23 protein-coding genes are annotated in these 19,323 nt (G+C 60.3%); 11 read left to right on the forward strand and 12 right to left on the reverse strand.

Annotated elements, in window-relative coordinates; translation table 11 throughout:
- Nucleotide 1: 1 nt before the first annotated feature.
- Genes greB through PMI34_RS17225 form a run of 3 tightly spaced genes read right to left on the reverse strand, consistent with a single transcriptional unit; the run spans nucleotide 2 to nucleotide 3,721 of the window.
- Nucleotides 2-499: a transcription elongation factor GreB gene (gene greB, locus PMI34_RS17235; RefSeq protein WP_007973570.1), complete on the reverse strand. Its 498-nt coding sequence runs from the start codon at nucleotides 497-499 to the stop codon at nucleotides 2-4.
- 34 nt (nucleotides 500-533) lie between these two features.
- Nucleotides 534-3,038, reverse strand: a complete 2,505-nt coding sequence (locus PMI34_RS17230; protein ID WP_008049053.1) for an ABC transporter permease — start codon at nucleotides 3,036-3,038, stop codon at nucleotides 534-536.
- Nucleotides 3,038-3,721: an ABC transporter ATP-binding protein gene (locus PMI34_RS17225; RefSeq protein ID WP_008049054.1), complete on the reverse strand. Its 684-nt coding sequence runs from the start codon at nucleotides 3,719-3,721 to the stop codon at nucleotides 3,038-3,040. The genes PMI34_RS17230 and PMI34_RS17225 overlap by 1 nt, the downstream gene beginning before the upstream one ends.
- Before the next feature lie 10 nt (nucleotides 3,722-3,731).
- Here PMI34_RS17225 and PMI34_RS17220 point away from each other — a divergent pair, with 10 nt between their 5' ends.
- The 3 genes from PMI34_RS17220 to PMI34_RS17210 all read left to right on the forward strand — a co-directional run bounded on the left by PMI34_RS17220 (nucleotide 3,732) and on the right by PMI34_RS17210 (nucleotide 5,984).
- Nucleotides 3,732-4,337: an arylesterase gene (locus tag PMI34_RS17220; protein ID WP_008049055.1), complete on the forward strand. Its 606-nt coding sequence runs from the start codon at nucleotides 3,732-3,734 to the stop codon at nucleotides 4,335-4,337.
- A 56-nt stretch (nucleotides 4,338-4,393) separates the two neighbouring features.
- Entirely contained in the window at nucleotides 4,394-4,687 is a 294-nt protein-coding gene (locus tag PMI34_RS17215; RefSeq protein WP_007991769.1) for a hypothetical protein, read from the forward strand.
- 322 nt (nucleotides 4,688-5,009) lie between these two features.
- Nucleotides 5,010-5,984: a L,D-transpeptidase family protein gene (locus PMI34_RS17210; RefSeq protein ID WP_008049057.1), complete on the forward strand. Its 975-nt coding sequence runs from the start codon at nucleotides 5,010-5,012 to the stop codon at nucleotides 5,982-5,984.
- A 123-nt stretch (nucleotides 5,985-6,107) separates the two neighbouring features.
- Here PMI34_RS17210 and oprI read toward each other — a convergent pair whose 3' ends face one another.
- Nucleotides 6,108-6,359 carry an outer membrane lipoprotei OprI gene (gene oprI, locus PMI34_RS17205; protein WP_003199355.1) on the reverse strand — a complete coding sequence of 84 codons (252 nt, stop codon included), beginning with the start codon at nucleotides 6,357-6,359 and terminating at the stop codon, nucleotides 6,108-6,110.
- Nucleotides 6,360-6,998: 639 nt separating this feature from the next.
- Here oprI and PMI34_RS17200 point away from each other — a divergent pair.
- Entirely contained in the window at nucleotides 6,999-7,286 is a 288-nt protein-coding gene (locus PMI34_RS17200; RefSeq protein ID WP_008049058.1) for a GNAT family N-acetyltransferase, read from the forward strand.
- 86 nt (nucleotides 7,287-7,372) lie between these two features.
- On the opposite strand, the gene PMI34_RS17195 is transcribed toward PMI34_RS17200, so the two are convergent.
- Together PMI34_RS17195 and PMI34_RS28060 are read right to left on the reverse strand one after the other, a co-directional pair.
- Nucleotides 7,373-8,449, reverse strand: a complete 1,077-nt coding sequence (locus PMI34_RS17195) for a 3-deoxy-7-phosphoheptulonate synthase (protein ID WP_008049059.1) — start codon at nucleotides 8,447-8,449, stop codon at nucleotides 7,373-7,375.
- 187 nt (nucleotides 8,450-8,636) lie between these two features.
- Nucleotides 8,637-9,080: a PilZ domain-containing protein gene (locus PMI34_RS28060; protein ID WP_081498068.1), complete on the reverse strand. Its 444-nt coding sequence runs from the start codon at nucleotides 9,078-9,080 to the stop codon at nucleotides 8,637-8,639.
- On the opposite strand from PMI34_RS28060, the gene PMI34_RS17185 reads away from it, so the two are divergent.
- From PMI34_RS17185 to cysB, 5 genes are all read left to right on the forward strand, one after another.
- Complete coding sequence (locus PMI34_RS17185) at nucleotides 9,079-9,465, forward strand: thioredoxin family protein (RefSeq protein WP_008049061.1); 387 nt, start codon at nucleotides 9,079-9,081, stop codon at nucleotides 9,463-9,465. The two genes, PMI34_RS28060 and PMI34_RS17185, sit on opposite strands and share 2 nt — an antisense overlap.
- Complete coding sequence (locus PMI34_RS17180) at nucleotides 9,462-10,415, forward strand: putative 2-dehydropantoate 2-reductase (protein ID WP_008049062.1); 954 nt, start codon at nucleotides 9,462-9,464, stop codon at nucleotides 10,413-10,415. Before PMI34_RS17185 ends, PMI34_RS17180 begins: the two co-directional genes overlap by 4 nt.
- Before the next feature lie 25 nt (nucleotides 10,416-10,440).
- Entirely contained in the window at nucleotides 10,441-11,346 is a 906-nt protein-coding gene (locus PMI34_RS17175; RefSeq protein ID WP_008049063.1) for a 5'-nucleotidase, read from the forward strand.
- A 95-nt stretch (nucleotides 11,347-11,441) separates the two neighbouring features.
- Entirely contained in the window at nucleotides 11,442-11,945 is a 504-nt protein-coding gene (locus tag PMI34_RS17170; protein WP_008049064.1) for a universal stress protein, read from the forward strand.
- A 113-nt stretch (nucleotides 11,946-12,058) separates the two neighbouring features.
- Nucleotides 12,059-13,033, forward strand: coding sequence for an HTH-type transcriptional regulator CysB (gene cysB / locus PMI34_RS17165; protein ID WP_008049066.1), 975 nt, complete (start codon nucleotides 12,059-12,061; stop codon nucleotides 13,031-13,033).
- Between the two features lie 15 nt (nucleotides 13,034-13,048).
- Here the strand turns inward: cysB and PMI34_RS17160 are convergent, their stop codons facing one another.
- Together PMI34_RS17160 and PMI34_RS17155 are read right to left on the reverse strand one after the other, a co-directional pair.
- Nucleotides 13,049-13,531 carry a GreA/GreB family elongation factor gene (locus tag PMI34_RS17160; protein ID WP_008049067.1) on the reverse strand — a complete coding sequence of 161 codons (483 nt, stop codon included), beginning with the start codon at nucleotides 13,529-13,531 and terminating at the stop codon, nucleotides 13,049-13,051.
- A gap of 2 nt (nucleotides 13,532-13,533) precedes the next feature.
- A complete protein-coding gene (locus PMI34_RS17155) occupies nucleotides 13,534-13,944 on the reverse strand; it encodes a hypothetical protein (RefSeq protein WP_008049068.1) in 411 nt (136 codons plus the stop codon).
- A 124-nt stretch (nucleotides 13,945-14,068) separates the two neighbouring features.
- On the opposite strand from PMI34_RS17155, the gene earP reads away from it, so the two are divergent.
- Nucleotides 14,069-15,211 (forward strand): elongation factor P maturation arginine rhamnosyltransferase EarP, encoded by a 1,143-nt coding sequence (gene earP, locus PMI34_RS17150; RefSeq protein WP_008049069.1) that lies wholly within the window; start codon nucleotides 14,069-14,071, stop codon nucleotides 15,209-15,211.
- Between the two features lie 48 nt (nucleotides 15,212-15,259).
- The gene (locus tag PMI34_RS17145; protein ID WP_007943632.1) at nucleotides 15,260-15,829 is read left to right on the forward strand and encodes an elongation factor P; all 570 of its coding nucleotides are present in this window, start codon (nucleotides 15,260-15,262) and stop codon (nucleotides 15,827-15,829) included.
- Between the two features lie 169 nt (nucleotides 15,830-15,998).
- On the opposite strand, the gene PMI34_RS17140 is transcribed toward PMI34_RS17145, so the two are convergent.
- The 4 genes from PMI34_RS17140 to PMI34_RS17125 form a co-directional block, all read right to left on the reverse strand.
- The gene (locus PMI34_RS17140; RefSeq protein WP_008049070.1) at nucleotides 15,999-17,012 is read right to left on the reverse strand and encodes an alpha/beta hydrolase; all 1,014 of its coding nucleotides are present in this window, start codon (nucleotides 17,010-17,012) and stop codon (nucleotides 15,999-16,001) included.
- 34 nt (nucleotides 17,013-17,046) lie between these two features.
- On the reverse strand, nucleotides 17,047-17,466 hold the full coding sequence (locus PMI34_RS17135; protein ID WP_007973539.1) for an organic hydroperoxide resistance protein: 420 nt from the start codon (nucleotides 17,464-17,466) through the stop codon (nucleotides 17,047-17,049).
- Nucleotides 17,467-17,815: 349 nt separating this feature from the next.
- Nucleotides 17,816-18,277 (reverse strand): MarR family winged helix-turn-helix transcriptional regulator, encoded by a 462-nt coding sequence (locus PMI34_RS17130; protein ID WP_008049071.1) that lies wholly within the window; start codon nucleotides 18,275-18,277, stop codon nucleotides 17,816-17,818.
- A 76-nt stretch (nucleotides 18,278-18,353) separates the two neighbouring features.
- Nucleotides 18,354-19,301: a LysR family transcriptional regulator gene (locus tag PMI34_RS17125; RefSeq protein ID WP_008049072.1), complete on the reverse strand. Its 948-nt coding sequence runs from the start codon at nucleotides 19,299-19,301 to the stop codon at nucleotides 18,354-18,356.
- Nucleotides 19,302-19,323: the final 22 nt, after the last annotated feature.

A 19,323-nucleotide genomic window follows, 5' to 3' on the forward strand; every position in this document is an offset into this window, starting at 1 on the left:
CTCACGGATAGTCGATTGCCACAATGTACACACACTGTTCACCGGTCGGTGTCTGGACCCGGACTTCGGCGTCCAGTGCCTTGCCGATCAGCGCGCGGGCCAGGGGCGAGTCGATGCTGATCAGGCCCTGTTTGAGGTCCAGTTCATCGGGCCCGACAATGCGGTAGCGCGACTCTTTGCCATCCTCGTCTTCGATCGTGACCCAGGCACCGAAATAGACCTTGTTCGGATCGCTGGGCTTTTCGCTGACAACCTTGAGCGCTTCCAGGCGTTTGGTGAGAAAACGCACGCGGCTGTCGATCTCTCGCAGCATCTTTTTGCCATAGGTGTATTCGGCGTTCTCCGAGCGATCACCCTGGGCCGCGGCTTCGCTGACAGCCTGGGTAACCTGGGGCCGACGAACATGCCACAGCTCATGGAACTCGGCGCGCATCCGCGCTTCACCCTCGGGGGTGATCAGCGCGGTGCCGGCAGTGCGGGGAGGGCGGTAACGGCTCATGACAGCTTCTTGTGGTGAGGATGGCAGGAGTCTATCAACCCTCGCGCAGGACTGTCAGCGGGCTGGCGTTCAACGCCCGACGGGTGCCGAACACCCCGGCACCACCAATGAGCACGGCGCCCAGCAGTGGCAGCAATAACAGCCATGGATGCGGATGCCACGGCAGGTCAAAGGCGTAGCGGTAGAGCACCCAACTCACCACTTCCGAACCCAGCGCGGCCAGCAAGCCACTGACGGCGCCCAGCAAACCGAACTCGATGCGCCGCGCCTTGACAAGCAATTGTCGCTCCGCCCCCAGCGCTCGCAACAGCGCACCCTGGCGAATGCGTTCATCCAGTGTCGCTTGCAGGCCGGAGAACAGCACCGCCATCCCCGCCGCCAACACGAACAACAACACGTACTCCACCGCCAGGGTCACCTGGGCGAGGATGCTGCGCAGTTGCTCCAGCAAGGCTTCGACCTGCAGGATGGTCACCGCCGGGAAAGCTCGGGACAGGTCGACAATCTGCTGGTCGTGACCCGGTGCCAGATAGAAACTGGTCAGGTAGGTCGCCGGCAGATCCTTGAGGGTGCCGGGCTGGAAGATCATGAAGAAGTTCGGCTGGAAGTTGTCCCAGTTGATCTCCCGCAGGCTGGTGACTTTCGCCTCGCGATTGATCCCGCCAACGCTGAAAACCAGATGGTCGCCGAGTTTGATTTTCAGGCTTTCGGCGACCTTGCCTTCCACCGACACGCCGGGAACATCGTCCGGTGCCTTGTCGTTCCACCAATTGCCGGCCGTGAGTTTGTTGCCCGCCGGCAGGTCCGCGGCCCAGGTCAGGCTCAGGTCGCGCTGGATCGCCCGATCGCCCGCCGATTCCTTGGTGACGATTTGCTGCACCGGTTCACCGTTGATGCTTATCAAGCGCCCCGGCACCACCGGGTACAGCGGCGCCGATTGCGCCGACACGGCGATCAGGTGATCGATGAAGGCCTGTTTGTCCGCCGGCAGGATGTTCAGCGCGAAATAGTTTGGCGCGTTCTTCGGCAGCTGGTTCTGCCAGGTGTCCAGCAACTCGCCGCGCAGCAGCGCAATCAGCGCCATCGACAGCAGAATCAGGCCGAATGCCAGGGACTGCCCGGCGGCAGCGAGGGGATGGCGCAGCAGTTGGCCCAGTCCCAGGCGCCAGGGCAAGGACGCACGGGCAAGCATGCGCCGCAGACTTTTCAACAGCAGCAACAACAGGCCGCCCAGCACCAGCGCAGCAACCACGCCGCCGCCAAGCAAGGCAAAGGTCAGCACCAGGTCCAGGCTCAAGCGCCACATGATCAGGCCGAGGGCGCCCAGCGCTGCGCCATAGACCATCCAGGTGCTGGAAGGGATCGGCAGCATGTCCCGGCGCAGCACGCGCAATGGCGGAACCCGGCCCAGAGCTGCCAGTGGCGGCAAGGCGAAACCGGCCAGCGCCACCAGCCCGGTGCCGATCCCGGCAATGGCCGGAAACAGCCCGCCCGGAGGCACATCGGTCGGCAACAAGTCATGTAGCAGGGCAAACAAGCCCAGCTGTGCGAGCCAGCCGAGGAGGGCGCCGCTGATGCTGGCCAGCAACCCGAGCACGGTCAGTTGCAGGCTGAACAACACCATGGTTTCCCGGCGCGACAGCCCGAGACAGCGCAGCAAGGCACTGGCATCGAACCGGCGAGTGGCGAAACGGGTTGCCGACAACGCCACCGCCACGCCGGACAGCAACACCGCTACCAGGCTGGCCATGTTCAGGTAGCGCTCGGCCTTGCCCAGGGCGCCACCGATCTGTCGATTGCCGTCGCGGGCGTCCTGCAGGCGCTGGTTGGCGGCGAGCCCCGGTTTGATCAGTTGCCGATAGGTCTCGAGTGCCTGAGCGTTGCCTCGCCACAGTTCGCGATAGCTGACCCGGCTGCCGGGCTGCACCACGCCGGTGGCCGCAAGGTCGTCGAGGTTGATCAGCACCCGTGGCGTCAGGCTGTAGAAATTGCCGGCGCGATCGGGTTCGTAGGTCAGCACCCGCGCCAGTTTCAGGGTTTTCATGCCGACATCGATGCTGTCGCCGATCTTCAGGTTCAGGGCGGTCAGCAGGCGTGCCTCGACCCAGGCTTCACCGGGTTGCGGTCCGCCGCCGACTGTTTCCGTGGCGAAGGGGGCGGGCGCGCTTTTCAATTCGCCCCGTAGCGGGTAGGTGTCATCGGCCGCCTTGATGCTGGACAGTTGAATGCCGTTGTCGGTGGCGATGACGCTGGAGAACTCCACCACTTGGGCGTACTCCAGGCCCAGTTCGGTGCCGCTTCTGATCTGTTCGGGACGCGCAGGCGAACTGCCTTCGAGCAGCAGGTCGGCACCGAGGAATTCGGTAGCGCGCAACATCATGGCGCCGTTCAGACGGGCACCGAAATAGCCAATGGCGGTGCTGGCGGCCACGGCCACCAGCAAGGCGAAGAACAACACGCGCAATTCACCGGCACGTGCATCGCGCAGCAATTGGCGGATGGCGAGACTGAACAGGCGCAACAGCGGCAGACGTGCCATCAAGGCTCCAGAGGGGCGACCAGCAGGCCGGCTTCAAGACGGATCAGGCGCCGGCAGCGATGGGCCAGGCGTTCATCGTGAGTCACCAGCACCAGGGTCGTGCCGCGTTCCTGGTTGAGCTCGAACAGCAAGTCGCTGATGCGCTCGCCGGTGTGGCTGTCGAGGTTGCCGGTCGGTTCGTCGGCGAACAGCACATCGGGCTCGGCGGCAAACGCGCGGGCAATCGCCACGCGTTGTTGCTCGCCGCCGGAGAGCTGGCGCGGCGAGTGAGTCAGGCGTTTGCCCAGTCCCACCCGTTGCAGCAATTGGGTGGCGCGTTCGCGGGCGTCTTTGCGGCCATCGAGCTCCAGCGGCAGCATGACGTTTTCCAGGGCATTGAGACTGTCGAGCAGCTGAAACGATTGAAAGACAAAACCCACGTGCTCGGCGCGGATGCGCGCACGCTGGTCTTCATCGAGGTTGCTCAGGCCTTGCCCGGCGAGAGTGACTTCGCCGCTGCTCGGCAGGTCGAGGCCGGCGAGCAGGCCCAGCAGGGTGGACTTGCCGGAGCCGGAAGCGCCGACGATGGCCAGGCTGTCGCCCTTGTTCAGTTCCAGGCTGAGTTGGTGCAGGATGGTCAGTTCACCTTCCGCGCTGGGAACCACTTTGCTAAGGTCCTTCGCGATGAGAATGCTTGCGCCCATGGAGAGTCCGATGCGTGTGTGGTTTTTGAGTGCTGGCCTGGCCTTGATGTGCATGGCCCAAAACGCAGCGGCGGGTACAGTCCTGATCGTTGGCGATAGTATCAGCGCCGGTTTCGGGCTGGATACCCGGCTGGGGTGGGTGTCGCTGCTTGAGCAACGGCTCAGGCGCGAAGGTTTCGACGACAAAGTGATCAATGCGTCCATCAGTGGCGACACCAGTGCCGGAGGCCAGGCGCGCCTGCCCGCGCTGCTTGCAGAGCATAAACCGGAGCTGGTGATCCTCGAGTTGGGCGGCAATGACGGCCTGCGCGGAATGCTGCCAACTCAATTGCAACAAAATCTTGCTTCGATGATCGACAGCTCTCGGGCCAGCGGTGCCAAGGTGTTGCTGCTCGGCATGCAATTGCCACCCAATTACGGTGCGCGTTACACCAAGGCGTTCGCCGAGGTCTATAGCAACCTGGCCGACGAGAAAAAGATCCCGTTGGTGCCGTTTTTCCTCGACGGCGTGGGCGGCCATCCGGACTTGATGCAGGCCGACGGCATACACCCGGCGGCCGGGGCCCAGGACAAGTTGCTGGAAAATGTCTGGCCTACCCTAAAACCGCTGTTATGACACTTTTCTAGACGCAGGCTTTCGGCTAAGGTGGCGCCCCCGATTTGGAGCCCCCGATGCCGCGTCCCGCCTGGTCACTATTTGCCTACCAACTGATCGAGCCTGACGAACAGCTGGATCTGTTCGCCTGCCAGGAAGTGCGGGTGCATCTGGTGACCCGTCAGCTGGAGTTGGGCGGCTCGGCGGACCGGACCCTGTGTGGCAGTCTGTTGCCGGCTTCGCCTCGCTGGTCGAGTGTTGATCGCCGGGTGTTTCAGGACCAGCGTTTGTGTTCGCTGTGTCGGGCCATTCTTGAGTCGCAGAAGCGTGGGACGTCGCCGATCTGGCCGGAGTTGCGGTTCGAGCTTTGACCCGCCGGGAGTCGAGGCGGCCTGCCAGCCGGCCAATTTCTCACAGGTATACCCAATCCCCTGTGGGAGATTCTATGGTTGAGGGAAAGCCCTCAACTGGCTTTTGGCTGATATTCGCTTTGCCCTTTCAGCAAGGCGAATACCACCCGAGCAAGCCCGCTCCCACAGGGATCTTCAGTGGCCAGGGGACCCAATGTGGGAGCGAGAATATTCGTAAAATCGCCTTACAGTGCCTGCAATCGGGCCATCTCCCCGAAATAACGGACAGCGGTGTACAATCGCGTTCTTATACCCTCTGTTGATCATGCGAAGGATTTTCCGGATGTTGCCGCGTTTTCCTGCCGTCACCCGCTGCCTGACTCTTGCCGCCCTCTTTGTGGCCGGCCCGGTCGCAGCATTGGAGTTTCCCCTGCCACCGCCAGGTGAGGACATCATCGGCCAGGTGCAGGTGATCAAGGCCAAATACGAAGATACCTTCGCCGACCTTGGTACCGCCTATGATCTGGGCTATACGGAAATGGTCGCGGCCAACCCGGGTGTCGATGCCTGGTTGCCTGGCGCCGGCACGGAAATCATCCTGCCCACCCGCTTCATCCTGCCACCAGGCCCGCGTGAAGGCATCGTGATCAACCTGGCCGAGTACCGCCTCTACTACTACCCCAAAGGCAAGAACGTGGTGTACACGTTCCCGCTGGGTATCGGTCGTGAAGGCTGGGGTTCGCCGATTGCCCACACCAGCATCACCGCCAAGACCCCGAACCCTACCTGGACGCCTCCGGCTTCGATCAAGGCCGAGCACGCAGCCGACGGTGATCCGCTGCCCAACGTCGTGCCGGCCGGCCCTGACAACCCGCTGGGGCCGTTCAAGTTCACCCTGGGCACGCCGGGCTACCTGATCCACGGTTCGAACAAGAAGTTCGGCATCGGCATGCGCACCAGCCACGGTTGCTTCCGCATGTTCAACAACAACGTGCTGGAAATGGCGGGCATGGTGCCGGTCGGTACGTCGGTGCGGATCATCAACGACCCGTACAAGTTCGGCCTGAGTGGCGGCAAGGTCTATCTGGAGGCGCATACGCCGCTGGACGACAAGGGCAACCCGTCGGTGGTCGACAAGCACACTGCGGTCATCAATGCGATGCTCAAGCGCGAAGACATCACCAACAACCTGCGCATGAACTGGGATGTGGTGCGTGATGTGGTCGCCGCTGAAGACGGCCTGCCGGTCGAGATCGCTGTGCCGGGCAACGGCGTTGCGCCGATGGTGTCCAGCATGCCGATCGACCCGCTGCAGTAACGCTGGCAAAGAGCCCGTCGACGCTGACCGCGTCGACGGGTTTTTTATTGCCTGGAGAAACGCCGGGCAATAAAAAAGCCGACCCAAAAAATGGGTCGGCTTGATAACAATCCCGAAGGATTATTACTTGCGGCTAGCTTTGTCCAGCATGCGCAGAGCACGCTCGTTAGCTTCGTCAGCAGTCTGTTGTGCTTTTTGAGCAGCAGCCAGAGCTTCATCAGCTTTACGGTAAGCTTCGTCTGCACGAGCCTGGGAGCGAGCAGCTGCGTCTTCAGTAGCGGTCAGACGTGCTTCGGTTTCTTTCGATGCGCTGCTGCAACCGGTAGCCAGAACTGCGGCCAGAGCCAGAGCAGAGAATTTCAGAACGTTGTTCATCGTGTTCCCCTTCAAGGACTTTCTATTAAGTAGCTATCTCCTCCGATTGAGGAAATAGCCGGCGTACATACTACCCATTACTTGTAGTAAGTAAAACTGACGTGACGCAAGAAGCAAAAAAAATTGTAGGCGTTGATTCTTTTTCGAGCAACTTTTAACTGAATTGTTTAAAAAATATCCAGCTGCAAGGCCCGTGGCTGAGCGAGCCGACGAGAAAAAGTTCCTGTGGTACGGCGCTGTTTTTCAGTCTGGCTAAAGTCCACCTACATGGATTCGTCTACACTTTTGTTCGGCTTTTGTGTGACGCCTCTCAATATCTTTCTCGATGTTCAGGTGACTTTAACAACGGGCGCTCGTCTTAAGTCTCAACATCCGGCAATGTACAGGCTATCGACCTGGAGTGATCTTCGGTCGAGCGCAATCCTGCGTGATCCGGAGCCGCACCCGCCAACCCGCACGATGACGAGCGCACCTTGAGCATTTCTGCCAATGGTGCCTACTATTTGTACGTGCTCGGTAGCGCGAGATCGGTGCAGCTCTTCTCGGTGTCCATTCAGGCACGGGGTGGCGTAGATGTTCCTTCGCCGGAAAAACATCGGTAAGGTAGGGGTCGGAATTCCAGACCCGCGAGGAGTAGTGATGAGCGAGGCGTTGTCCATCCACCATGACCAGGCTGGTCATCAGTTCGAGACCAATGTGGACGGTCATCGTGCCTATCTGACCTATATGGATCTGGGGAAACAGACCCTGGATATCTATCGCACCTTCGTGCCCAACGCATTGCGTGGTCGCGGTATTGCGGCAGCCTTGACCGAGAGGGCGCTGGAGTACGCTGACGAAATGGGCTACACCGTCATTCCATCGTGCTCCTACGTCGAGCGCTACATGGAGCGTCACCAGCGGCATGCGGCCAAGCTGAGTCAGTGACCTTCAACAAAACGAATGCATAAAAAAACGCCGGGTTCAGCCCGGCGTTTTTTTGTGTGCGTTTTTTTGCACCGCCAAACAGGCGATCAGCTGCGATCGCGTTTAGGCAACACATCCTTGAGCTTGGCATGCATGCTGCGCAAGGTGTTTTCGGTCGCGGTCCAGTCGATGCAGGCGTCGGTGATCGACACGCCGTACTGCAGGTCGGCGAGATCTTTCGGGATCGCCTGGGCGCCCCAGTTCAGGTGGCTTTCAACCATCAGGCCGATGATCGACTTGTTGCCTTCGAGGATCTGGTTGGCGACGTTCTCCATCACCAGCGGTTGCAGGGCCGGATCCTTGTTGGAGTTGGCGTGACTGCAATCGACCATGATGTTCGGCTTGATCTTCGCCTTGTTCAGCGCCTGCTCGCAGAGCGCAACGCTGACCGAATCGTAGTTCGGCTTGCCGTTGCCGCCGCGCAGCACCACGTGACCGTAGGCATTGCCCTTGGTGGTCACGATCGACACGCCACCTTCCTGGTTGATGCCCAGGAAGCGATGCGGGCTGGAAACCGACTGCAGGGCGTTGATCGCCACGGTCAGGCCGCCATCGGTGCCGTTCTTGAAGCCGACGGCCGAGGACAGGCCGGAGGCCATTTCACGGTGAGTCTGGGATTCGGTGGTACGCGCGCCGATAGCCGACCAGCTGATCAGGTCCTGCAGATACTGCGGGGAGATCGGGTCGAGGGCTTCGGTGGCGGTCGGCAGGCCTTTTTCCGCCAGATCCAGCAGCAACTGGCGACCGATGTGCAAGCCGTCCTGGATCTTGAACGAGTCGTCCAGGTACGGGTCGTTGATCAAGCCTTTCCAGCCGACGGTGGTGCGTGGCTTCTCGAAATACACGCGCATGACCAGATACAGGGTATCGGACACTTCAGCTGCGAGGGCTTTCAAGCGATCGGCGTATTCGTGGGCAGCCTTGATGTCGTGGATCGAGCAAGGCCCGATGACGACGAACAGGCGATGGTCGGTGCCATCCAGAATGTTGCGAATGACTTCGCGGCCCTTGGTGACAGTGCGCAGTGCGGCGTCGCTCAGGGGAATATCGCGCTTGAGCTGATCGGGAGTGATCAGTGTCTCGTTGGAGGCGACGTTTAGGTCGTTGATCGGTAAATCAGCCATCGTTTACTCGTCAGGTCACGGGTGCCGGCCGCCAGCGAACCCGCGCGGCGGAGCACAGCAAATTAAGCGCGTCGGGGAGCTGAACCTTAGCGCGTTACACCGTGGCTCGACAATGGGCAGACGCCGGTTTGGTGGGCTTTCGCAGTCAGTTTCCCTGCCATGAGGGGTAAACCGATCAAGAACGCCTCTATTCCAGCACCGGTTGCGCAAAAGCCTTGCGCACCGAATCGTGAGAGAACTCGTCGGCATGCTCCTGGACCCATTCGAGGGCCAGGGCCTGGATATCCTGCAAGTCTTCGTGGGCTTCATGCAGGCGGCAGTAGCGTTCGATCTGGCACACCTGTTCGCCCATCCGGGCGCTGAACAGCGTTTGTTCGTCGACGAAGGCGATGCCTACCAGGTAACCGCGCTTGCGTCGCAGACACCAGGCGACATAGCCCAGGTAGCGCATGTCCGGGTTCACGGTCGGCATGCGTACCTCCAGCGCCGTGCCGTGGCGCCACGCGCGGTGATAATTGCAAGCCATGCCGCCGAGGCTGATAGTGTGCAGCTGTCGTCGCGAAATACACTCAGGTTTCAGCAACGTTAACTCGACGGGCACATCGTCAGGGTGAGGAATAAAACGTCCCATGAACACAGACTCCATGTGTCGGCCATCTGACATTGTTCCCCCCAGTATAGTGGTCGAATTGGAACTGACCGATTTTGACGCCGACCAACGGCTGCTGGCGATGAGCGGTGTATCGCTGGTCATTTTCACCAGTGTCGGCTGCTCCGGTTGCCGTTTTGCCCGCGAGCAATTGCCGACACTCGACCTGGCAGTCGACCGACTGTGCTGGATCGATGCCGGCAACAACGGCGGGGTGGTCGAGCGTTTTCAGGTCTTTCACTTGCCGGCGCTGTTTGTCGTTCGCGACGGCGAATTCTTTGGAACACTGAAGTCGCGCCTGACCGACACCGAGCTCAATCGGGCCGTGCGCCAGGCGCTGAGTCGAACAGCAGAGGAGTTGCCATGATGGGAGTAGTTGCCAGGCCGACGATCGGCATTATCGGGACCGGCGCAATCGGCGGTTTCTACGGGGTGATGCTGGCGCGTGCCGGTTTTGATGTGCATTTTCTGCTGCGCAGCGAATTTTGCGCCGTGACCGAGCACGGGTTGCAAGTCGATAGCGCGCCCCACGGTGCGCTGAAACTGAATCCGGTACAGGCTTATTCGAACGCTGAAGACATGCCGCCCTGCGACTGGCTGCTGGTGGGGGCGAAAACCACCAGCAACGCCGACCTGGCACCCGCCATCCTGCAGGCGGCGGCACCGAACGCCAAGGTACTGCTGCTGCAAAACGGTCTGGACGTCGAAGACAGCCTGCGCGCGTTGCTTCCCGATTCGCTGCATGTGCTTGGAGGACTCTGTTACATCTGCGTCCATCGCGAGGCGCCGGGCGTCATTACCCATCAGGCGCTGGGCGCGGTGCATGTGGGGTACCACAGCGGTCCCGCCGATGGGCCGGCACGCACTGCGATTGTCGAGGAGGGCGTCGGGCTGTTTCGCAGCGCCGGCCTCGACTCCCAGTCCATGGCGAATTTACATCAGGCGCGTTGGCAAAAACTGGTCTGGAATATCCCTTACAACGGTCTCTCGGTTTTGCTGGGGGCGAGCACTACACCGTTGATGGCCGATGCCGACAGTCGCGAGCTGATCAAGGCGCTGATGGCTGAAGTGGTACAAGGCGCAATCGCCTGCGGGCACGACGTACCGGCAGGGTATGCCGAGCATTTGTTCATGGTGACTGAAAAGATGCCCGACTACTGGCCGAGCATGTACCACGATTACTTGCACAAGCGACCGCTGGAACTGGCCGCGATCTACGCCCGGCCTTTGGCGGCGGCGAAGGCGGCCGGGTGTGAGATGCCACGCATCGAGGCCTTGTATCGCAGTTTGAGTTTCATTGATCGACGCAACACCTGAGTCGACCGACCTGAGGGGGAAGGGCATGCCAAAGGCAATTGACGACAAGCTGGTGCTGGCGATTTCTTCGCGGGCGCTGTTCGACCTGAGCGAAAGCCACAAGGTCTACCTGTCGAGTGGCGTCGAAGCCTACCGGCAATATCAGATCGAACATGAAGACGAAATCCTCGAGCCCGGCGATGCCTTCCCGTTGGTGCAGAAACTCCTGAACCTCAACAACAGCCTCGGCCGCGCCCGGGTCGAGGTGATTCTGGTGTCGCGCAACAGCGCCGACACCGGGCTGCGGGTGTTCAACTCGATTGATCACTACGGGCTGGCGATCTCCCGTGCGGCTTTTGTCGGTGGACGCAGTCCATATCCCTACCTCAAGGCCTTTGGCTGCGACTTGTTTCTCTCGACCCACGCCGAAGACGTACGCAATGCGCTGGACGCCGGGTTCGCGGCAGCGACCATTCTGTCTGGCGGTGCCAGCCGTGCGGCCAGCGACGAGTTACGCATTGCCTTCGACGGAGACGCGGTGCTGTTTTCCGATGAGTCGGAGCGCATTTATCAGGCCGGTGGTCTGGAAGCGTTCCAGGCCAGCGAGCGTGAGGCAGCCCGCGAGCCGTTGCGCGGCGGGCCGTTCAAGGGTTTTCTTGCGGCCCTCAATCTGTTGCAGCGTGAGTTCCCGCAGGATACCTGTCCGATCCGTACCGCACTGGTCACCGCGCGATCGGCGCCAGCCCATGAGCGGGTCATTCGCACGTTGCGCGAATGGGACATCCGTCTCGACGAGTCGCTGTTCCTCGGCGGCCTGACCAAGTCGGCCTTTCTCGAAGCCTTCGCGGCCGACGTGTTTTTCGACGATCAGGCCGGCCACTGTGAATTGGCCCGTGAAGTCGTGGCCACCGGTCATGTGCCCCATGGCATAAGCAACGAGCAAAAGGTTTAAGCCCACCGTTCAATGCGTTGCGCCGGACGCCGTAGTCGCCAAGGCACTGCTAAGCTGAATCAAATCTCCGCCATGTTGGCAGTCGAGGAGGTCATATGATTCGTACGATGCTGTATGCCACTGACCTTGGCCTGTACGCGCCCGTGGTGATGCAGCATGCCCTGGAACTGGCCAGGACCTTCAATGCCGGTTTGTATGTCGTGCATGCGGTTGAACCCATGGGGTTGTTTGCCGAATCGGTGCTGCAAAGTTATCTCGATGAACAGGCGCTGAGCGAGTTTCACAGCCAGGGCCTGAATACGGTGATCGCCAGTATCGAGCAGCGGGTGCTCGACAGTTTTCGTGAGGAATTGGGGGATGAAGGGGAGCACGACCTGGAGCGGATTCAAGCAGTACGGGTGCTGCAGGGCGATCCATCGCAGGTGATTCTGGACCAGGCGCAGAAACTCTCCGTGGATTTGTTGATCGTAGGTAGTCACAGCCACGGCGCCGGTGCGGAAACGCCTCTGGGGCGAACCGCCGCCCGTGTGTTGCAACTGTCCACGGTGCCGGTCTATCTGGTGCCGCTGGTGCAACGTCGTCGTCAAGGGGACCGCTAGGACACGAATAATGGCAATTTGATAAAAAAGTTCTAGATTTATTCTTCGAGCCATTAATATAGTTATATATCGTCGCTGATGCCCGTGGCGTCTACCTGCTTTGAGGGATTCATATGAAGCTTCAACAATTGCGCTACATCTGGGAAGTGGCGCACCACGACCTCAACGTTTCCGCTACAGCCCAAAGCCTTTACACCTCTCAACCCGGCATCAGCAAACAGATCCGTCTGCTGGAAGACGAACTGGGCGTCGAGGTTTTTGCCCGCAGCGGCAAGCACTTGACCCGCGTTACCCCGGCCGGCGAGCGCATCATCACCACCGCTGGCGAAATTCTGCGCAAGGTTGAAAGCATCAAGCAGATCGCCCAGGAATTCTCCAACGAGAAGAAAGGCACCCTGTCGATTGCCACCACTCACACCCAGGCGCGCTATGCATTGCCGCCGGTGATCAGCAATTTCATCAAGCAATACCCGGACGTTGCCCTGCACATGCACCAGGGGTCGCCGATGCAAATCGCCGAAATGGCCGCTGACGGCACCGTGGATTTCGCCATTGCCACCGAAGCGCTCGAGCTGTTCGGTGACCTGGTGATGATGCCGTGCTACCGCTGGAACCGTTGCGTGGTCGTGCCTCAGGGCCACCCGCTGACCAAACTGTCGAAGCTGACCCTCGAAGCACTGGCCGAATACCCGATCGTGACGTACGTGTTCGGTTTTACCGGCCGTTCGAAGCTCGACGAAGCCTTCAGCCATCGCGGCCTGACGCCGAAAGTGGTGTTCACCGCCGCCGATGCCGACGTGATCAAGACCTATGTTCGCCTGGGGCTGGGCGTGGGCATCGTGGCGAAAATGGCTGTCGATACCAAGCTCGACAGCGACCTGGTGGTACTCGACGCCAGCGAACTGTTCGAGTCCAGCGTGACCAAGATCGGCTTCCGCCGCGGCACCTTCCTGCGGGGTTTCATGTGCGACTTCATTGAGAAGTTCGCGCCGCACCTGACCCGCGAAGTCATGGCCAAGGCCATTCAGTGCCACAACAAGCAGGAACTGGAAGAGCTGTTCGATGGCGTTGAACTGCCCGTTCACTGACAGCGTTTCTGCCGGTCAAACCACCTCGGTGACAGCGAACTGTTGCCGAGCGCCCGCCACCATGATCTCCACCTCGTCACCCTCGAACTTGCCCAGCAGGCTTTTGCCCAGCGGTGAGCGCGGGGTGATGACGGTAATCAGTTGCCCCACCAGATCGACCTTCAGGCCGGCTGCATCGGGGGCCAGAAACAGCCATTGTTCGCGCCCCTTCTCGTCCTCGAGCCCGAGCAGCGCACCCACTTCGATGCCCCGCCGATCGTCATACGGGCGCAGAGTCAGGTTCTGGCAGAGGCTCAGTGACTGGCGAATTTCCTCGACCCGCCTGGCTTGCCCGGCCGCGAGATAGGACGCTTCCAGCCCCAGGGTGTCGTACTTGTTCTCGGCGATGTTTTCTTCGTGGGTCGCCGTTTCGTAGGCGGTTTGCGCGGCCCGTTCGGCGATGTCGAGATCGATCCGCAGCTTGTCGAGAATCAGTTGGTGGACGGTTTGCTTATTCATGATCAATCGCAGAATTGCAGGACGTTGGCGCGGCTTTTTTCGCTGGGTGCAGTCCGGTCCTGTTGCAGCCAGAACTGACAGCTTGGGTTGGCCAGGTTGCGACTGCTGCTGCGCGCCTGATCGAGCCGTTGCTGCTGCTCGTTCTTGCGCAGGTTTTCTTCATATTGCTCGAACAGTGGGCTCTGTGGCGCAATGCTCGGTATCGGTTGAGCCTCCATCGGCGGTTTGGCCAGTTGCTCCACTGCTGCCGCCACGGGTGCCAGTTGTTCGCTGAAAAGCAGGCGCGAAGCGAGCCAGCAGGTCAGCACAATGGCAATGAACCCCAGCCACATGCCGAGGGCGATGCTGCCGGTCAGTTGCAGGGCGTTGAGGCTGATCGGGAAGGATCGGCGCTGAGTGGGGCGGTGGGGCATGGTTGCCTCCTGGCGAAAGGTCACTGGCGAGTGGCGATTGTCGCATGAAGAATAATCGCCGTCGGCTCTTCTGCACGGGGTAATTTATGCGGACAATCGGCGCCTTTGCCAACGGGAGCCTGCAATGCCTGAAATGAAAACCCGCTGGGATATTTTTTGCACCGTGGTCGACAACTTCGGCGACATCGGCGTGACCTGGCGACTGGCCCGGCAACTGGTGGCCGAACATGGGCTGGCGGTGCGTCTATGGGTCGATGACCTGCGAGCGTTCGAGCGTTTGTGCCCGGAAATCGACATCCACGCCGGGCAGCAGTGGCAGCACGATGTCGAAGTGCGCCAATGGCCCGCCGAGTGGCAGCCGACCGAAGCTGCCGATGTGGTGATTGCTGCATTTGCCTGCCAATTGCCTGGCGCCTATATGGAGGCCATGGCCGAGCGCGAGAAGCCACCGCTATGGATGAACCTGGATTACCTGAGCGCCGAGGACTGGGTGACCGGCTGTCACGGCTTGCCCTCGGTGAAGTACAAAAGCGTACAGAAGTTCTTTTTCTTCCCGGGTTTCCAGAAGGGCACTGGCGGATTGTTGCGTGAGCGCGGGTTGCTTGAGCGTCGTCGGCAATTTCAGCAGGACCCGCAAGCTCAAAGCGAATTCCTGCACGGTTTAGGGATTGATCCTGCACCCGGTGCACAGTTGATCTCATTGTTTGCCTATGAAAACACCGGGCTGGCCAGTTGGCTCGATGCGATGGCTGGAGATTCGACGGCCACTCATCTGCTGGTGCCGGAAGGGCGGATTCTCGGCGATGTCGAGCGCTGGCTCGGTGTGCAAGGTTTGGCGGCCGGTGCCGTGCATGTGCGTGATACCTTGACCGTGCAAGTGCTGCCATTCGTCCGCCAGGACCAATACGACCGGTTGCTGTGGTGCTGCGATTTCAATGCCGTGCGCGGCGAAGACTCCTTTGTCCGCGCCCAATGGGCCGGCCGGCCATTTCTCTGGCACATCTACCGGCAGGAGGAAGACATCCACCTGGACAAGCTGGAAGCCTTCCTCGAAATCTATGTGAAGGGGTTATCTGCGCCTGCGCGGGAGGCGATCAGCGGTCTCTGGCGGGCGTGGAACGCTGGTGAAAAAATAGCCGACCACTGGCAATTCACCCGTAAACACTGGCCAGAGCTGGAAAAACACGCCGAGGCGTGGTGTCAGGAACAGGCCTTGCAGGCCGATCTTGCCACGGCGCTGGTACAGTTTTATGGAAATTGGATATGATACGCGGCCTAGATTTTTGTAAATCCCATCCAAATTCGGATATTCGCAATGAAAACTGGTAAAGAACTGAAACCCGGGACCGTGATTCGTCTCGAAAACGATCCTTGGCTGGTTCAGAAAGCTGAATTCACCAAATCCGGTCGTAACAGCGCGATCATGAAAACCAAGCTGAAGAACCTGCTGACCGGTTACAAGACCGAGATCGTTTACAGCGCCGACGACAAACTGGACGACGTAATCCTCGACCGCAAAGAAGCGACCCTGTCCTTCATCAGCGGCGACACCTACACGTTCATGGACACCACCGACTACACCATGTACGAGCTGAACGCTGAAGACATCGAAGCCGTTCTGCCTTTCGTTGAAGAAGGCATGACCGATGTTTGCGAAGCGATCTTCTTCGAAGAGCGTCTGGTTTCCGTAGAGCTGCCGACCACCATCGTGCGTCAGGTTGACTACACCGAAGGTTCCGCTCGCGGCGACACTTCCGGCAAGGTAATGAAGCCTGCCAAACTGAAGAACGGTACCGAGCTGTCGGTTGCTGACTTCATCGAAATCGGCGACATGATCGAGATCGATACCCGCGAAGGCGGTTCCTACAAAGGCCGTGCCAAATAAGCACAGCTTCAGGAATGAAAAAGCCCGACCATTGAGTCGGGCTTTTTTGTGCCTTTCAGAATCTGCGTTGAACCCCTGTGGGAGCGGGCTTGCTCGCGAAGGCGTCTTCATATTCGATATTTATGTCGACTGACAGTCCGCTTTTGCGAGCAAGCCCGCTCCCACAGTTTTATTTCAGGTGTTCCTTGAGCTCTTGCGAGGCCTGTAGCATCGCCGAACGTACCGCCGGCACCTGGCTCACCACGTTGAGCAAACCGTAGTCGTGGATCAGGCCGTTGTAGCGAACCGAGGTCACCGGCACACCGGCCTCGTCCAGTTTGCGGGCATAGGCTTCGCCTTCGTCGCGCAACACGTCGGCTCCGGCGGTCTGCACCAGCGCTGGAGGCAGTCCTTTCAACTGGACGGTGGTCGCGCGCAGTGGTGAGGCGTAGATCTCGTTCCGCTGATTGGCGTCGGTGGTGTAGTTGTCCCAGAACCACTTCATCATGTTTTTGGTGAGGAAGTGCCCCTCGGCAAACTGGTTGTAGGACGCTGTTTCGAAGTTGGCATCCGTCACCGGCCACAGCAGCATCTGGAACCTGATCGCCGGCGTGCCCTTGTCCTTGGCCATCAGCGCAACCACCGCCGCCATGTTGCCGCCGACGCTGTTGCCGGCTACCGCCAGGCGATGGCCATCGACGTTGATCTCTTTGCCGTGCTCGGCCACCCATCGGGTTGCGGCGTAAGCCTGGTTGATCGCCACCGGGTAATGGGCTTCCGGCGACGGCGTGTAGTTCACGAATACGGCCGCGGCACCCGAGCCCGTCACCAGGTCTCGAACAAGGCGCTCGTGGGTCGGGAAGTCCCCCAGCACCCAGCCACCGCCGTGGAAAAACATGAACACCGGTAGCTCGCCCTTGACCCCGGCCGGCCGGACGATGGTCAGGCTGATCGGTTGGCCGTCGACTTGAATGGTCTTCTGGCTGACGTCTGCTTTTGGCAGCGTCAACTTGACCCCGGCCTGCGCGCCCACCAGCACGGCGCGGGCCTCGGCGGGCGTCAGTTGCTCCATCGGTTTGCCGGCACCGGCATTCAGCACATCGAGGAACGCCTGGGTGTTGTGTTCAACCCCGTTACCTGCGAAGGCGTTGCTGATGGACAAGGCGAGAAGGGTACCGGTCAAGACTTTGCTGAAAGTGTTCATGTTCGTTTCCTGTTCGGGCCTGGATAGTCAGCGTTTAGACGGTTACGTGCAGACGCACATCGACGTTGCCACGGGTTGCGTTGGAGTACGGGCAGACCTGGTGGGCCGCATCGACCAGTGCTTGTGCATCGGCTTGTTCAAGACCCGGCAGACTGATGTGCAGGTCGATGTCCAGACCGAAGCCGCCGGGGATCTGGCCAATGCCGACGTGGGCGGTGATCGATGCATCGCTCGGGATGCTGCGCTTGGTCTGGCTTGCCACGAACTTCAGGGCGCCGATGAAGCAGGCGGAGTAGCCGGCGGCGAACAGTTGCTCAGGGTTGGTGGCTGCGCCGCCGGCACCGCCGAGTTCTTTCGGCGTGGCGAGCTTGACGTCGAGGATGTTGTCGCTGGAAACCGCACGACCGTCACGGCCACCGGTGGAAGTTGCGATTGCGGTGTAGAGAGTTTGCATGGTGAAAGCCTCGTTCAGGGTTTGTTTTGCGCTAAATGTTTGCGCGCTAAGTAAGTGCGAAATAAATGTATCGCGCTAATGTTTAGTACGCAAGATAAATTTTGAAAAAAGTTTGAAAACGGGGGGCGGACGAAGGCTTGTATGTGACTGGAGGTGTCGAGATAGAGCTATTCAGGCGGGATTTTCAGCAGAGATTTTTTGAGGGTGAACCGGATCTTTCAGGACACCCTAAGGCAAATGTGGGAGCGGGCTTGCTCGCGAAGAGGGAGTGTCAGGCAATATCACTATCGACTGACACTCCCTCTTCGCGAGCAAGCCCGCTCCCACAAGGATGGTGGTGGATTGGAGGCTAGAGGCTGTCTTGCAGGTGACGACGCAACTCCTGCAGCTCCGCTTGCAGCTTTTGCAGGCGCTCCACGGTCATCCCGCTGGCGCCGAGGATGCACTGGGGAACATCTCGGGCCTTGTCGCGCAACGCCTGGCCCTGTTCGGTGAGTTCGACGATCACCACCCGCTCGTCCTCGCGGCTGCGGGTACGGCTGAGCAGGCCTTCGGCTTCCAGGCGCTTGAGCAGTGGCGTCAACGAGCCTGGATCGGTCAGCAACCGCGTGCTGATTTCACCTACGGTCAAACCGTCCCTTTCCCACAACACCATCATCGCCAGGTATTGCGGGTAGGTCAGGCCCAGCGCTTGCAGCAAGGGTTTGTAGACCTTGGTCATCATCAGCGAAGTGGAATGCAGGGCGAAACAGGCCTGATTGTCCAGCAGCAGGTTGTCGCAGTTGTCCGGGGTGTTGCGCTCGGTGGTCATGTCGAAGCCTTGATCTGTGATCTCAAGAATCTAGCGGGCGAATCTTTAATGCGCCATATAATTTTGCTCAGTGCCCTTACAAATGGGTTTGCAGCACCAGATCCCAGGGTGGAATCGGGCTGAAGCGGGTTTTCAGGTACTCCAGCAACAAGCGACTGCGGGAGTTGGGTTGCTGTTCCAGGCGCAAGGCATAGATGCCGGCGCTTTCCGGTTTCGGCAGGCCGCTGTCGCAGAACAGCGGCAGCAACTCACCCCGCAACAGGTACTCGCTGACCAGCCAGGTCGGCAGATGCGCGATACCCAGTCCGGCCAATGCGCCGCACACCAGTGCCTCGGCATTGTTGGCGCTCATGCGGATCCGCGCCGGCCGGTGCAACTGCATTTGCCCGTCGCGCTCGAAACGCCAGGCGAAGGGCGGGGCCAGGCCATCCCAGTCGAGTCCATCATGTTCAATCAGTTGTGGCGGCTCGGTCGGCACGCCGCGACGCCGCAAATAATCAGGGCTGGCGCAGGCGATACGCACCATGCTCGCCAGTGGCGTAGCCACCAGCCGGGTGTCGGCCAATTGCCCTGCGCGCAACACCAGATCGACCTTGCCGAGGTTCAGGCCCTGCATGTCGACGAAGCTGTCGATCAAGTGCAATTGCACATCGAGCCCGGGGTAGAGCATCAGGAAGTCGGCAATTACCGGTGCCAGGTGCCGCCGACCAAAGGCTGCCGGCGCATCGATACGAATCAGGCCTTCTGGCGCGTTGCTCAGGGACACGGCCTCGGCCCGGGCCAGGCGCAACTCGGCGACAATCCGCCGTGCGCGCTCGGCAAAGGCCAATCCCGCCGGGGTGGCGCGTACCGCATGAGTGCTGCGCAGGAACAATTGACTGCCAACCGCGCTTTCCAGGCTGTCGATACGCCGTGCCACGGCCGAAGGGGTCAGCGGATGACGGCGCGAGGCGGCGGAAAAACTGCCGGTTTCCAGCACGTCGAGGAACAAGGCCAGTTGGTCGGTCAGTTGATTGGGGTTCATGGCAGGTTTTTGCTTTTGCTAA

The organism is Pseudomonas sp. GM74, assembly GCF_000282455.1.
Lineage (GTDB): Bacteria > Pseudomonadota > Gammaproteobacteria > Pseudomonadales > Pseudomonadaceae > Aquipseudomonas.